This is a genomic window from Brevibacillus brevis (assembly GCF_031583145.1).
GTDB lineage: Bacteria > Bacillota > Bacilli > Brevibacillales > Brevibacillaceae > Brevibacillus > Brevibacillus brevis_E.
This window is the reverse complement of the sequence record NZ_CP134050.1, coordinates 4,310,724-4,325,091: the sequence shown is the minus strand read 5'-3', so window position 1 is coordinate 4,325,091 and position 14,368 is coordinate 4,310,724. Positions and strand designations below refer to the sequence as shown.

Here is a 14,368-nt window from a genome sequence, read left to right as displayed (position 1 = left end):
CGAAGAAGCTGCACCACAAACTTGATGGAAAAAAAGCGTGCAGGCTACGTATCAAACGGATACGAGGTCTGCGCGCTTTTTTGCATGTTCGGAAGCGTTCAGTCGAGCTATTCTGACAAGCCGCTCGAAGACGACTCCGGTCCGATCGGGGCGTACATCAGGGCCCGCTCCAGCGTTACTTGGTTCTTTTGCGTAATTTCAGCCCGGCGGGGGATGGCGGGGAACGGTTCATCGTACAGCCTCTTGGGCAGGACGAGGCTGGAGTGCGGCTGCCATTTTTCGCTCCACGATTCGGGAAGCGGTCCGTCAGTCAGGGGCTGATCCGTCATTTCACTCCACAACAAGGTCCAGGCGCGGGGAACGACTCTCCAAATATCGTAGCCGCCACCTCCTACGGCGATCCAGCGCCCGTCGCACAGTTCGTGTGCCAATTGGTGCGCCAATCGCGGGATGGCTCCGTAAATGTTCATGGAACAGGACAGGTGGGTAAGCGGATCAAACGCATGGGCATCGCAGCCGTTTTGCGTCAAAATGACGTCTGGCCTGAAGCCTCGTGCCAGCTTCGTCACCAACTCCTGGTAGATGGCAAGGAACGAGTCGTCTTCGGTAAAGGCGTCGAGGGGGACGTTCACGCAGTATCCGTAACCGCTTCCATCGCCTCGTTCGGTCAGATTCCCCGTGCCGGGAAACAGGTATTTTCCCGTTTCGTGCATCGAGACCGTCAGGACGTTGGGATCGTCGTAAAAGGCCCACTGGACGCCGTCTCCGTGATGGGCGTCCGTATCGATGTACAAGACGCGGGCGTTCCACTTTTTGCGTAAGTAGGCGATGGCCACTGAGCAATCGTTGTAAATGCAAAAGCCCGAAGCTCGTCCGCGAAAGGCGTGGTGCAGCCCACCTGCCGGGTTGAAAGCGTGCTCGGCTTCGCCGTTCATCACAGCCTCGACAGCTCGAAGCGTTCCTCCCGCGATCAATGCAGCGGATTCGTGCATATGGGCGAAGCAGGGGACATCCTCGGTTCCGAGACCGTAGCTGGCAGCGAGTGGGAGCTCCGCTTCGCTGTGGCCCTGCTCGCGTACGAATTCGATGTAGCGCTGGTCGTGCACCATGGCCAGTTCTTCGTCCGTGGCCTCTCGCGGGGGCAAAATGTCCGCGTCGTCGAGAATGCCGTACGCCTTCATCAGATCGTGCGCCAGCAGCAGGCGCCGCTGATTGAATGGATGTTCGTCGTGAAAGTAGTAGTTCGTATAGTCAGGTGAGTAGATCAGGCGAGAATTGCGGCTCACTGAGGGATCCCTCCTTCGGTCGGGCCGACGACGTGAAACCCTCTTTCCGAGAGCAGATGGAGAACGGTGCGAGGGTCGATCGTCTGTACGCGAAAGACCAGGTTTTTCTTGGCGGGCTTTTTTCCCGGGAAGACAACCACACTGGTCACGTTCACATGGGCTTCCCGAAATACTTGGCTGACCTCGGCGAGCACTCCCACCCGGTCGTCTACTTCCACCTCGATGTGCGAGCTCGGCTTGTTGACTCCGAAGAGCTCGATGAGGCTGGAAAACAGGTCGGATTCCGTGATCATCCCCACCAGCTTCTCGCCTTCGACGACGGGAAGAGAGCCGACTTTGTGCTCGTACATGTGGGCGGACGCATCCTCGATGAAGTCGAGCGGATGGGCGGTGACGACTTGCTTTTGCATGATGGCAATGACCGGTTTGTGCAAAATGGTGTCGTCATCCTCGTGCGTGAGCAGGCGGGAGGGAAGGGCATCCCGCAAGTCGCGGTCCGAGACGATCCCTACCAAACGGTCGTCCTGCAGGACCGGCAGATGCCTGATTCGATTGGCGCGGAGCAAGAGGAGCGCCTCCCCGATGGAAGTGGAAGGGCTTACCGTAACGACATCTTTTCGCATGATATCCTCAATACGCATGAGAGAGGCCTCCTTTTTCAACTTGGCGGAATGCACAGGCGAAGCGCCCGCATATCCGTAGCGAGCGTCAAATAGCAAAAGCGTCCTCCTAATAGAAGAAGCGATTTTGTAAACGCATGCTGTCGAAGGCTTCAATGGTCTCGGGGGGAACGCGGCTGCCAATTTTGGCCATCAGGCAATTGGCAGGATGCGAGCAAATTTCCGGATCGTCCGTCGCCATCCAAATCATGCCGACGCTTCCCATGACTTTTTCCATCACTTTGCGGTACTGCCAGACATCGAGCCCGGTGCCCTTCAAGTCCCAGTGCCAATAATATTCGGTGGTGATGACGATGAAGTCTTCCAGTGCATCGTCGGCAAAGGCAACCTCCAATATCTTCTTGGCAACGCCGCTTGCCCGGATGAGATGGCTGATTTCGATGGCACCCAGCTCCAGAAGATCCGGAAGCTTGGCTTCCGACCAGCGCTCCATCGGGTCCGGGTACAGGATCGTGGCGTAGCCGAGCACCAGATCATCTTCACGGGCCACAATGATTCGCCCTTCCGGAAGATCGGCGATTTCGATGAGTGCCTTGTGCTGCTGCTCGGGAATGCGAAACGCCTTCAGCCCTTCATCGAAGCGGAAGGAGGCGAGCTCGCTCCCTGTGATCGGCCCCTCAATCAAAAGCTCCCTACCGTTCGCGGTCATCTTTTGCGCGTGATAACGCTTGACGTGATCCATAGGGTTCCTCCCTTGTGCTTGTAGAAAAACAGAGATGGCCATGAAACCATCTCTGCTGTTTCTTTCATTGTATTAGTTGCCGCTTGCCGTTACGCTGTTCGATTGTGACGATTCTCCGTAACTGTTCACGGCTGTGATGTAGTAGCTGCCGTTTGGCACATCTGCAGCGTGTGTGTAGCTGGTGCCGGAAACCGTGTCGAGGAGCAGATAGCCGCTCGTCGCATCGGGTTTGAAGTAAATGTTGTAGGCGATGACCTGCTCGGATACAGCGTTTGCTTTCCACTGCAGCTTCCAACCGCCGCCCGCCGTTTTGATCGTCAGCGATTTCGGCGTGGATGGAGGAGAGGTCGAGACATCGCCGGAGTTCCCGTTGTTTCCGTTGTTTCCAACGTTGCCTTCCCCAGACGGCGTTCCTGCAGGATCTGTGTTTTCCCCGGGGAGACCGGACAGATCGGGGATGTCTGTCACCGGATTCGGATCAGGAAGTTCCCACGTGTGCGAGGTGCCGCTGGCGGTCGCAATGGCGGAAGGCGGAGACTCCTGTCCGGTAATATCGACGGCGGTCACGTAGTAGCCCGCGTCTCCCAGCGTCGCTCCCGTGTCGGTAAACGTCAGCACCGACGGATCTTTGACGGTTGCGATGCGGGTAAAGCCGTTCTGGGTATCTGCCCGATAGATCCGGTAGCCGAGCAGGTCGGCTTCTTTTGCGGATTGCCACGTGAGCACGGTCTGTTTGTCTTTGGCGCTCGCAGCCAGCCCGGTTGGCGATTGCGGGGCGCCCGGCACTTCGGTGCGAGGATCCTCCGCGTCCGGGAGACGCTGTTCCCAGTCTGGCGGTCGGATCGCGACTCTCTTGTTCTTGGCCTGGATCTGTTCCTTGGTGGGGAGCGGATCAGGCGAACGGTAGAAGACGCCTTCGGTGACAAAGTCATCCGGCGTGCCGTCCTTCGCCAGATACCTTTCTTCGTTGTACGTGACGATTCGCGCCTTTTGATGGGAGTCGTCCACTTTTGTCGGCACGAAGCGGCGGTTGAAGATATCCGTGATCAGGTGCCCGGCTTCCTTGGAGAGCTCGCTCGGCAAAAGACCGGATTTGGAGTCTACCGTCGCGCTGACGATTCCTTCCGGCTTTTTGAACGTGTCGCTCGGAGACGACAAATTCGGCTGCTTCTCCAGGATGTCTTTCATGACCTTGCCCCATACGACCATCGGTACGTACTTGTCGGCGTCCGGCATCGGGTAAGGCTCGTCGAAGCCGACCCAGACGCCCATGGACAGCTCAGGCGTGTAGCCGACGAACCACAAGTCGTTGCTGCTGTTGGTCGTACCGGTCTTGCCCGCGACGTCCACTTTTCGCGGCACGTACTTGCGGATATGGGTACCGGTCCCCGAATTGACCACCGTACGCATCATATCGGTGATCAGGTAGGCGGTTTGCTCGCTGTACACCTGCACAGGCTGCGCCTCGTGCTTGAAGATGACCTTGCCCTGACTGTCTTCGATCCGGTCGATGAGGTAGGCGTCCACAAACGAGCCGTGGTTGGCGAAGGTGGCGTACGCGTTGGTCATTTCCTCGACGGTCGTGCCGTATGTAAGCCCGCCGATCACCCCGGTCGCTGCGTAGTTGTCCGCGTCCACGAGGGTGGTAATCCCCATCTTTTTCACGTATTCGAGCGCAGTCGGAATACCCACTTTGAGATACGTCTTGATGGCCGGAATGTTCCACGACTGCCGCAAGGCCTCGCGGGCACTCATGATCCCCTGCCATTTGTTGTTCCAGTTCATCGGCAAGTGAGAGCCGTTCTGACCGTCCGCCAGCAAGACCGGCGAGTCGTCGATTGGTGTGGCCGGCTGCAGGATGCCGAGCTCAAAGGCTGGCGCATAGGCTGCGAGCGGCTTCATGGCCGATCCGGGCTGCCTTGGTGCTGTGGCGTGGTTCGTCTGTTCCACTTTAAAGTCGCGTCCGCCGATCATCCCGAGGATGGCTCCGGTCTTGTTGTGGATCAGCATCGCGCCGACTTCTTCCAAGGCGTTTTCGATCTTTTCGGTCGTGCCGTTCGAACGGCGGATCGTATAGGATCGGTTCTTCCCGAAGTTTTTCGGGTCGTTGGCGACGGCCTGCATGATGCTGTACACGTTTTTGTCAATGGTTGTGTGGATCTTGTAGCCGTTGCGGAGAATGTCCCGCCGCTTTTCTTCGATAAGCTGGCGGTACTCGTTTCGGCCGACCGTTTCCTTGTCCCGGCCTTTTTCCTTGAGGTCCGCATCGACCAGCTCGCGGGCCGCGCGCTCTTCGATTTCCATCATCAGGAACGGCACTTCGCGGTACGCCTGCTGGGTCGGCTTGGCCAGCGTGGCTTTGAGGTCCGCGCTGCTGGCTGTATCGTACTGCGCCTGGGTGATATACCCGTTCTCCAGCATCCGGTCCAGGACCATCTTCTGGCGTTCTTTCCCGCGAGCGTAGCTCTCGGCGCCAAACGGTGAGTAGGCGCCAGGATTTTGGATCATCCCTGCGAGGTACGAGCTTTCGCTGAGGTTGAGTTCTTTGACGTCTTTGCCAAAGATGCCCTTTGCTGCGGCCTGCACCCCGTAGACGTTGGAGCCGTTCGCATTTTTCCCGAAATAGATTTCGTTCATGTAGGCTTCCAAAATCTGATCCTTGGAAAACATGCGCTCGATCCGCAGGGCGCTGAAAATTTCCCTGGCTTTGCGCGTGTGGCTCACCTCAGCAGAGAGAATCGTATTTTTGACGAGCTGCTGGGTGATGGTGCTGCCGCCCGTCACGACGGGCTGATTGGTGAAATCCTGGATGGCTCCGCGCAAGGTCGATTGCAGAGCGATCCCATTGTGGTGGTAGAAGTTTTTGTCCTCGGTTGCGATGATTGCGTTGATCAAGTACGGTGAGACGTCTGCTTTTTTCACCAGCCGCCTGTCTCCCTCTTCCGCTCGGAGCTGCCCGATCAGAGAGCCGTCGTTGTAGTAGGCGAAGCCGGTCAGATAGTTCGTAAAAATCTTTTTTTCTAGTTCAGCCTTGCTGCGTACAGGCTCGTCCTTTACCAGCGCGGCTACATAACCCGTCACAATTCCTCCTGCGACAGCTCCCCCCATCAACCCTAGCAAAAACAGCATCTGAACGACGATCCAGATGGTCCTGCCGCGGCTTCTTCGTCGTTTTTTCTTCGTCGGTTCAGAGGAAGAAGTGTGGCTATTCGACATAGTTTATGACCCCCTAGCATACACCCTGATTATACCATACGAGGAACCTGGAGGATAGAAGTGCGGAAGTTGGCAAGGGGGGACGTCTGTCGAATGGCGCAGAAAATGGTGGGGAAAGAGAGGGGAAAATGGCGGGCGGTTGTAGGGCAGGCGGAATAGGAAAAAGGAGCCTGCGAGCAGATAAATGCTGCACAGACTCCCGATGATCCGTTCTGGTCTTCCGATTATCCCTTTTCTGCGATCGGGAACCAGCCTGGCGTATTGACGACGGCTTGCCAGAGTGGGTCAGGGATCTCCAAGCGAGCCTGATCGTGGCGGGAGAGCTCGACCCGGATCTCGGCTTCACGGCCTTGCCGGACTTTTTCCACCCAATCCGGCTCGATGATCAGCTCGCGGCCAAGCGCGACGAACGGCACGCCGGATTCCAGGGCTTTCAACGCCTCGTCCGGTGTATGGATGGAACCGACTCCAATCAGAGGTACGCGTCCCGCGACCTGCTTTTGGATCAGCTCAATCCGAGTCGCGTCGGAACCGTCTGCTCCACGGCGAGGAGTGGACCAGAAATCCATCAGGGACACGTGCAAGTAGTCCAGCTCTTTGCTTGCCAGGGCATCGGTCAGCACCAAGGTATCCGCCATCGTGATCCCGGGGGTCTCCGGCTCCTCAGGCGAGAAGCGGTATCCGACCAGAAACGGCTCCTTCGCATGCTGGGATACGACTCGTTTCACTTCGTCCACGACAGCAAGCGGGAAGCGCAGGCGATTTTCCAGGCTTCCTCCCCAGCGATCCTCGCGGCGATTGGAGTGGGGGGAGAAGAATTGCTGCACCAGGTAGCCATTGGCACCGTGAATCTCGACGCCGTCATAGCCGGCTTCAATCGCGCGGCGGGTCGTTTCCCCGAACGACGTGATGATCTCCTGAATTTCCTCCTCAGTCAGTGCGCGAGGGACTTTCGCTCCTTGCTGTTCCGCGGCGACGCTGCTGGCGCTGACCACATCGCCTTGGGGAACGAGCTCCGGTGGACACATGCGCCCGCCGTGGAAAATTTGCAGGATGGCTTTTGCCCCCTGGCCCTTGATCGCCGAGGCAAGCTCACGCAGGCTCGGGATCATTTCGTCGCGATCTCCGGCAAACTCCCCGTGAAATCCTTTGCCATTTGCGGTTACGTATGTGCAGGCGGTGATGACCATGCCGACACCTTTGGAGCGGCGGACGTAGTAGGCCACTTCCGCTTTGGAAACGGTATCGTCCGGGTCGGCCGAATAGGTGGTCATCGGTGCCATGACGATCCGGTTGTTCACCTGTACTCCGCTGCGAAAGCGGAAGGTCTCAAAGAAAGGCTGGTATTTTGGATTCATGGTCTCCCTCTTTTCTTCTGTTTGAAATTGCGGATCAGTATGCGAGCTGCCCCTCTACATCTTGCCCCAATTGCTCCCGGGGCTCGCATGCAGGGGACGCGTTCAGGATAAAGCCACGTGGGCGCCGATGTCTTCCTATTATAAAAATGGATACTTACCACCAAAAAATGCGGACAAACCACTGAGCAGCGGCTCCTCATTTTTTCTCAGGGCGTGTAAAATGGAAGGCAAAGGAAACAAGCAGATAGGGTGAAGGAGTGATTTAGCGTATGGTCCAACAGCTCGTTGCAGAGTATGGAAGCGGATATGACCAGGTGAAGAATGCGATTGGCGGTTTGACAAAGGAGGAGCTGCAGTTCAAGCCTGCTCCGGACAAGTGGAGCATCCATGAGATCATCATTCATCTGGCGGATGCGGAGATCGTTGGCGTTCACCGGATGAAAAGGGTCCTTGCAGAAGAAAACCCGACGTTGACCGCGTACAATCAGGATGCCTGGGCTGATGCCTTGCAGTATTCACTGGAGGATGCGGCGCGATCTCTGGAACTGTTCGGACTTTTGCGCCAGACGATGCTCCCGGCACTTTTGCGGGCCGAGGAAGCGGACTGGCAGCGCTGCGGCATTCATGAAGAGGCGGGGCCTTTGACACTCGCACAGCTGTTGGAGCGGTATGTAAACCATGTTCGCGGCCATTTGGCGCAGATTGACAGAGTACTTGCAGCCTATCGGGAGAAGCAGGCGCAGCAGTAGGGTGAGAAAGAAAAAAAGAGTAGGCCGGCTGGCGGCGCTACTCTTTTTTTGCTCTTCAAGCGATTAACGGCTGTAGAACTCAACGATGAGAACTTCGTTGATTTCAGCTGGCATTTCTTCACGGTCAGGCAGACGAGTGAAGGTACCTTCAGCAGCAGCATCGTTGAAAGTGATGTAGTTTGGCAGGAAGTTGCGGCTTTCCAGGGAGTTTTTGATGATTTCCAGACCGCGGGATTTCTCGCGGATGGAGATCACATCGCCTGGTTGTACGCGATAAGATGGGATGTTCACTTTCTTGCCGTTTACCAGGAAGTGACCATGGTTTACCAACTGGCGAGCAGCTGGGCGGGTAGGAGCGAAGCCCATGCGGTATACCACGTTATCCAGGCGGGATTCCAGCAATTTCATGAAGTTTTCGCCCACTACGCCAGCCATTTTGCTTGCGTTATCGAAAGTGCGGCGGAATTGTTTTTCGTTAAGGCCAAACATGTGGCGCAGTTTTTGTTTTTCTTGCAACTGAATTCCGTACTCGCTCAGTTTACGACGGTTGTTGTGACCGTGTTGACCTGGAGGGAAGTTGCGCTTGATGTCTTTTCCTGTACCATCGAGGGAGATACCCAGACGACGGGCCAGTTTGTGACGAGGTCCTGTGTAACGTGACATGTTTTCATTCTCCTTTAATTTGGATTCGCAGGTGTTTACTTCCGGCAGGTTAGTTTCTTCTTTATCTACACGAACTTCGGACGGTAGCGTTTCCGCATCGTGCTCCTCACAGGTAGTTCAGCCGCTGCCTGTAAGGGAAGCAACTAAGAGGGTTGATCCTTCCGTTTTTACCTGCAATCAATGCTACCCTGTACACATACATTCAATAATACAAGGATAGGCAGCGGATAGTCAAGGGAAAAGAAAGGGCGCCGGCCGCGCAAAAGCAGCGGGGACGGCGCCTTTCGTGTTCATTACTCGGCCGTGTAGGCGACTGGCTGGGAATTCTGATCCCCCCGCTTTTCCAGGAAGCGGGTGAAGGCGATGGCGGCATCGGCACGGGATACGGCGGCTTGCGGATGAAAAGCCGTCTTGTCGGTCGGGATGATGCCCAAGGTAGTGGCGATGACGATCGCCCCGCGATGCTTCGATCCGGAAATGTCTGTCAGGTTGGACTGGAACATGCCAGAATAGTTCGCCAGATTGCTGTAACCCAGGGCGCGGACGATCATGTCAGCCAGCTCTTCCCGATTGATTGGCTCATCGGGATTGAGCTTGGAAGCGTTTTTGTCAAGCAGGCCGCGGTCTACGGCGGCTTCGACCGCAGAGAAGAAGCGGGAGCCGTTGGCCACGTCGCTGTATGTCGCCTTGCGCTCGGCACCGTAGACCGGATAGTAGCGTCCATTGTTGAGGCTGATCATCAGCATCTCGACCATCTCGCCGCGCGTGATTTGCCGATCCGGCAGAATCTTGCCGTCGATCAGGGAGAGAGCGTCATACTCGTACATGAGCGAAAGCTCTTTTTCGGCCGGATGCCCCTTCAGATCGGCAGGCTCGGCCCGGTGAAGGTTGACGACTTTTCCGGAAGCCTGTGAGCGCCATTCACCGGTCACGGCATCGAGGTAGTAAGACTGCTCAAAGGGAGTGGATATGGTACGGTACACCAGTTTGGCCGTACGCTTCGGCAAATAAGACGGAGTCGCCTCCATTTTTTTGCGGTCTTGCTCGCTCTGTGGCGTCAGCACGTAGACAGCTTCTACTTCGGTCTCATCCTTCCAGGCGGAAATCGCATCCTCAGCCGACAAAATTTTGCCTGGCTTCGCCGGGTACGTCTCGCTGCCGAACTCGGCGTAGTACGAGAGGAGTTCTCCGCTCTTGGCGTCATACGTCAGCGATGCGGAGCCGGTTGCGGCAGCGATCCCGTCCAGATAGCGCTGGAATGTCACGCTGTAGCGATCCGAGTCACCCCGGCTTGCTTCATCCAGGGAGCGGTCGATCCAGTACAGCTGATTGGCGATGGTAGGGGACCATTTGCGGATAGTTTCCAGCGCCTTTTCCTTCAGACTGTCAGGATCCGCCTTCTTGGCAGTGGCCTTTTCTGTCGCGAGAGGGCGGACGTCTTTGTTGTAGGCGAGGATGTCGCCCGTTTTGGCATCAATGGATACGTACAGATAACCGCCGTCGCCCTTGTCCGTTCCTCCGTATTCCAGATTCCAGACGGGACGGTTGCCACGATAATCGGTTTCGCTGTAATTGGCCGAACGCAGCTCGTATTTGCCGAGGTCAAACGTTTGCGAGGCCCACTTGACCGCTTCGTCCTGCGAGAGAGGAGCGCCGCTGTGTCGTGCCGGCAGCTTTTTCTCGCTCACCGGTGTCGGAGCTTTTACCTGGCTGCGGGGAACCAGATACGGTGACGTCAAGGCAGTTCCGTCCTTGGCATCGATGTAAAAGATAAACGGATTTTGATAGGCCAGGACGGGCTTGTTGCGTTCCTCCCCGGTTTTTTCCCACGGCAGCAAATAAGAGAGGGGAGCAGTCGCTTCGGCGGTCATCCGTTCCTCCGCTTCCTCCTGGGAGATGATCTTGGACGGTTTTTCAAACGTGACGTCGTTCCACATAAGCGAGTAGCCTGTCACGATTCCCGCGCCGTCCACCGTAATGTCTGCGCTGTTTTCGGGAAAGAGAACCCCGTCTACGACCCGAACGAACCGGAACGAATAGGCAGTTTCGGAGTTCAGTGGCGTTTTGGGAGCGGGCATGTCGCGCAAATACAGGCGGGTCTCGGCGGCTTTGCCGGGATTGTACTTGGCCAGGAAGTTTTCCGCCTGCTTGCGCGCATCCTCGTACGAAACGCGTTTGGCATACGGCAGGTTGGAAGCGCCGCGGTCGAAGCGGGAATAGGAAGTGACCTCTCCGGTGTCCGCGTGGATGCCGATGCTGTAAGAAAGCTCGACATCATTGCTTTTTGCTGCTTTCTTTACCCAGTTGAAAGTCCACTCGGGAAACGGCCGCCAATAATCGGCGGAACGAAACGAGACTTGGGTCAGCTCCAGCCCTTGCGTGGGCACGATCTTTTTGGCGAGGTTCACCGCATCCTCCTTGGACAGCTTGGCTTTGCTGGCGGCAGCAAGCGCGGCGCCTCCGACCTTGACGCTGTCGGCAGCCGCGAGGTCAACGGCAGCGACTGGCGTTTGGGCGTGCGCCGAGACGGCTGGCAGCACCAGGCTGGCCGTCAACAGAAATGAGCTCGAGCGTACGAGCCATGGCTTCATGAGAATCCCTCCAACGGTGTCAAAATGCTTACCTAACACTCTGACGAGCCGAAGAGAGGTACCGTTTCACTGTGATGGAGAAAAAAGGTACAAAGAGGCTCGGACCCCGCGGAAAGGAAGAATAATGGGAATTTTGTCCCAAATGTTTTTTTATCAATCTAGAATTGCGTAATAGCATCTTATATAATAAGAAGTATTATCGAAAGTTTGGTTAAAGGAGATTTGCCGCCTTGGAGACTATCATGTACCTCGTTCGCCACGGAGAGACACAGTGGAATCAAGTCCGGCGGATACAAGGTCACAGTGACATTGCTTTGAACGATCAAGGATTGCAACAGGCAGAGAAGGTAGCCCGGCGGTTCCGGGACGAAACGATCCACGCCATTTACTCCAGTGATTTGAGCCGAGCTTACGTGACTGCGACGAAGATTGCCGAAGCGTCCGGATCGGCCGTATCCACCCGGACGACCCTGCGGGAGCGTTGCTACGGGGAATGGGAAGGGCTGACCTACGAGGAAATCCGCGCCCGCTTTGAGGCGCAGGACGAAGCTGCCTGTGGCATCGAGACTTTCGAGGATATGCAGCAGCGCGCGGTGACAGCCCTCACAGAGCTGGCGAAGAACCACCCGGGTGAAGCGATCGTCGTCGTTTCGCACGGTGGCCTCATCAACAGCTTTTTGCATTATGTGACAGCGGGCGAGCAGGGAACGGGGATCACGCGGATCGACAATACGGGAATCACGGTGTTCCGGTACGCTTTCGATCGATGGGATGTCTTGCAGGTAAACTGTACAGACCATTTGTAAATTTGAGAAAATGTTGAGAGAGGGAGTATCTCGTGTCAAGTAAAATGTTGGGGAAGTTAGAGACGGTCTTTTCCTACACAGCCCACTTTATCTTGCAATCGTGGCCGGAAAAGCGCCCAGGCATCCTTTTCTTGACAGATTCCGGGGGCCGCGTAATCAACTTCCTGGAGCTAATGGCAGGCCAATCCTGGCACCCTCAAGGACTTGACCTGATGCTGCACTCTGTTCCTTCCGGGAAAGTATACGAGGTGATCACGGAGGCGACCGGTGGCAGGGAAATTGTCGTGAGAGCATGGGAGGGGGATGATTGCGTGTACGGGGCCATTCCCCTGCGCGAAAACGACGGACGTGTCCGCGCTGTCGTCGGAATGATCGCTCCCCAGTCGCAAATCGACTTCGAACTCTTTTCCTACATGCGGGGACTGGAGCCGATGATACGGATGGGCTACGACGCCTACATCCAGCACGCGACCAGCCAGATTATCATGGATCTCAACTTTCACGACACGGCTCGCGATCTCTTGGGTTGTCTGACTACGCAGATCAGCGATATCATCCAGAAAGGCTACTGCTCGGCCGTAAAGCTGTCCGCAAACAGGCTCTGCATCCCGCAGGAGTCCGTGACGACCCAGCACACGGGCGGTGGGCCAGGCGATATCGCCCGGGTAGTCGCCCGGATCGGACAGGAGCCCGTAGAGCCATCGGTTCTCGACGGCAACCGGATTGTCATCGTCCCCGTCAACTGCCAGTCCCACCCGTTGTACGCGCTTATCCTTCACTTGCCCCCGGACGAGATGGATTGCACGTATGACGAGCGGGATGTCGCTTTTCTGCAGGAGGTGGGCGAAAAAGCAAGCAGTGCGCTGTGGAGGGCAATTCGGCTGGACGAGCTGCGCAGGGAAGCCAGCAAAAAGGACCTATTGTACCAGCTGATGTCCAAAATTCAGGCCTCCATCGATGTGAACGACGTCTTGCACGAAATTGTCACCAGCATTCCCAGCCTGTACCCGCATTTGTCGGTCGAGCTGTTTCTGACGGTCGAACCGAATGCGACGACTCCCGTGAAGCAGCTGTCCTTTCAGGAAGCGGAGCCTTCGACCAGCACGAGAGCCTATCTGGAAGGCAGGCTGATCGTGGAGACGACAGGCGAGGGCGAGCACGCGACGACGGTCATCGCGGCTCCGCTGCTCGGGAAGCAGGGAATCTACGGAGTGCTGCAAGTCACGTCGGACGAGCGGGTGTCGCTTAGCCAGCACGAAACGGATTACATCGCGATTTTGGCAGACACCGCGGGGACCGCTTTTGAAAACGCACAGCTGTACCAGCAATCCCGCAACCTGATCCGCGAGCTGCGTCTGATCAACGAAATGGCGAGACAGCTCAACCGCAGCCTCGATCTGAAGGAAATTTTGGACTTTGTGACCACGATGATGGGCGCTACCTTTGACGCCGAGTTTTGCGCCATTTTAAGCAAAGCGCCTGGAGAAGACCGTTTTGACGTCCTTTCCGCATCGATCCCGGAGTTCAACGGAATGATGGTGCCGACGAACGAAAAGCCGTTTCAGGAAATCCTGCAGAACAAGCAGGCGCTGCTGCTGGCTCAGCCGGGAGCCGGTCCGCTGCCTTTCTCGCTGCTGCCTTGCTGCTCGCTCATGGGCGTCCCGCTGATTGTGGAGGGCGAAATAAGTGGAGTGCTGCTAGTCGCTGATTCTCGCTATCATTTTTTTAGTTTTGACGACTACAAGCTGCTCGAAATATTCGGCCAACACGCCAGCCTGGCGATGACAAACGCGGTCCTGCACAACGAAATGGAGCGCATGGTCATCACGGACAACCTGACAGGGCTTTACACCCGCAGGCATTTGAACGAAAGGGTCCGCGCCTCGCTTGAGCAGGATGGATACGGCTCCCTGATTTTGATCGACATCGATTACTTTAAAACCGTGAATGATACGTTTGGCCACCAGGTAGGGGATGAAGTGCTGATCCAGGTCTCCAATCTGATTCGCCACAGCATCCGCGACAGCGACATCGCGGCGCGCTGGGGGGGCGAAGAACTGGCGGTGTACTTGCCGCGTGTGGACAAGGCCACTGCGCACAGTGTGGCCGAGAGAATTCGCAACTGCGTCGAGCAGGAGACGTCTCCGCAAGTGACGATCTCGTGCGGTCTCGCGAAGTGGAGCAAGGAATCGGGTGCAGATTTGAGTGTCGAGTCCCTGTTCCATCAAGCGGACATCGCGTTGTATGAAGCCAAGAATTCGGGTAGAAATCAGGTTGTGTTAGCGTAGAGCCAGAAGTGGCTCTTTTTCTTTTTTCGGCAAAAACAGCGAAAATATT

The 14,368-nt window shown here is 56.5% G+C and carries 10 protein-coding genes; 3 read left to right on the top strand and 7 right to left on the bottom strand.

All coding sequences use genetic code 11. The features are described 5' to 3' along the window. Nucleotides 1-107 precede the first annotated feature (107 nt). The 5 genes from RGB73_RS21590 to RGB73_RS21570 all read right to left on the bottom strand — a co-directional run bounded on the left by RGB73_RS21590 (nucleotide 108) and on the right by RGB73_RS21570 (nucleotide 7,222). Entirely contained in the window at nucleotides 108-1,286 is a 1,179-nt protein-coding gene (locus tag RGB73_RS21590) for an acetoin utilization protein AcuC (protein WP_310764764.1), read from the bottom strand. Next, on the bottom strand, nucleotides 1,283-1,927 hold the full coding sequence (locus RGB73_RS21585; RefSeq protein ID WP_310764763.1) for a CBS and ACT domain-containing protein: 645 nt from the start codon (nucleotides 1,925-1,927) through the stop codon (nucleotides 1,283-1,285). The genes RGB73_RS21590 and RGB73_RS21585 overlap by 4 nt, the downstream gene beginning before the upstream one ends. Nucleotides 1,928-2,015: 88 nt before the next feature. After that, on the bottom strand, nucleotides 2,016-2,648 hold the full coding sequence (locus RGB73_RS21580; RefSeq protein ID WP_310764762.1) for an N-acetyltransferase: 633 nt from the start codon (nucleotides 2,646-2,648) through the stop codon (nucleotides 2,016-2,018). 72 nt (nucleotides 2,649-2,720) lie between these two features. After that, nucleotides 2,721-5,864: a PBP1A family penicillin-binding protein gene (locus RGB73_RS21575; protein ID WP_310764761.1), complete on the bottom strand. Its 3,144-nt coding sequence runs from the start codon at nucleotides 5,862-5,864 to the stop codon at nucleotides 2,721-2,723. A 224-nt stretch (nucleotides 5,865-6,088) separates the two neighbouring features. Beyond that, nucleotides 6,089-7,222, bottom strand: a complete 1,134-nt coding sequence (locus RGB73_RS21570; RefSeq protein ID WP_310764760.1) for an NADH-dependent flavin oxidoreductase — start codon at nucleotides 7,220-7,222, stop codon at nucleotides 6,089-6,091. A 269-nt stretch (nucleotides 7,223-7,491) separates the two neighbouring features. On the opposite strand from RGB73_RS21570, the gene RGB73_RS21565 reads away from it, so the two are divergent. After that, entirely contained in the window at nucleotides 7,492-7,971 is a 480-nt protein-coding gene (locus RGB73_RS21565) for a DinB family protein (RefSeq protein ID WP_310764759.1), read from the top strand. A 63-nt stretch (nucleotides 7,972-8,034) separates the two neighbouring features. Here RGB73_RS21565 and rpsD read toward each other — a convergent pair whose 3' ends face one another. Both rpsD and RGB73_RS21555 read right to left on the bottom strand, forming a co-directional pair. Beyond that, nucleotides 8,035-8,634, bottom strand: coding sequence for a 30S ribosomal protein S4 (gene rpsD / locus RGB73_RS21560; RefSeq protein ID WP_310764758.1), 600 nt, complete (start codon nucleotides 8,632-8,634; stop codon nucleotides 8,035-8,037). Nucleotides 8,635-8,927: 293 nt separating this feature from the next. Beyond that, on the bottom strand, nucleotides 8,928-11,225 hold the full coding sequence (locus RGB73_RS21555) for a YcdB/YcdC domain-containing protein (RefSeq protein ID WP_310764757.1): 2,298 nt from the start codon (nucleotides 11,223-11,225) through the stop codon (nucleotides 8,928-8,930). A gap of 230 nt (nucleotides 11,226-11,455) precedes the next feature. Here RGB73_RS21555 and RGB73_RS21550 point away from each other — a divergent pair, with 230 nt between their 5' ends. After that, nucleotides 11,456-12,031: a histidine phosphatase family protein gene (locus RGB73_RS21550; RefSeq protein ID WP_310764756.1), complete on the top strand. Its 576-nt coding sequence runs from the start codon at nucleotides 11,456-11,458 to the stop codon at nucleotides 12,029-12,031. A 44-nt stretch (nucleotides 12,032-12,075) separates the two neighbouring features. Beyond that, nucleotides 12,076-14,319 carry a sensor domain-containing diguanylate cyclase gene (locus RGB73_RS21545; protein ID WP_310774463.1) on the top strand — a complete coding sequence of 748 codons (2,244 nt, stop codon included), beginning with the start codon at nucleotides 12,076-12,078 and terminating at the stop codon, nucleotides 14,317-14,319. The last annotated feature ends 49 nt before the right edge of the window (nucleotides 14,320-14,368 follow it).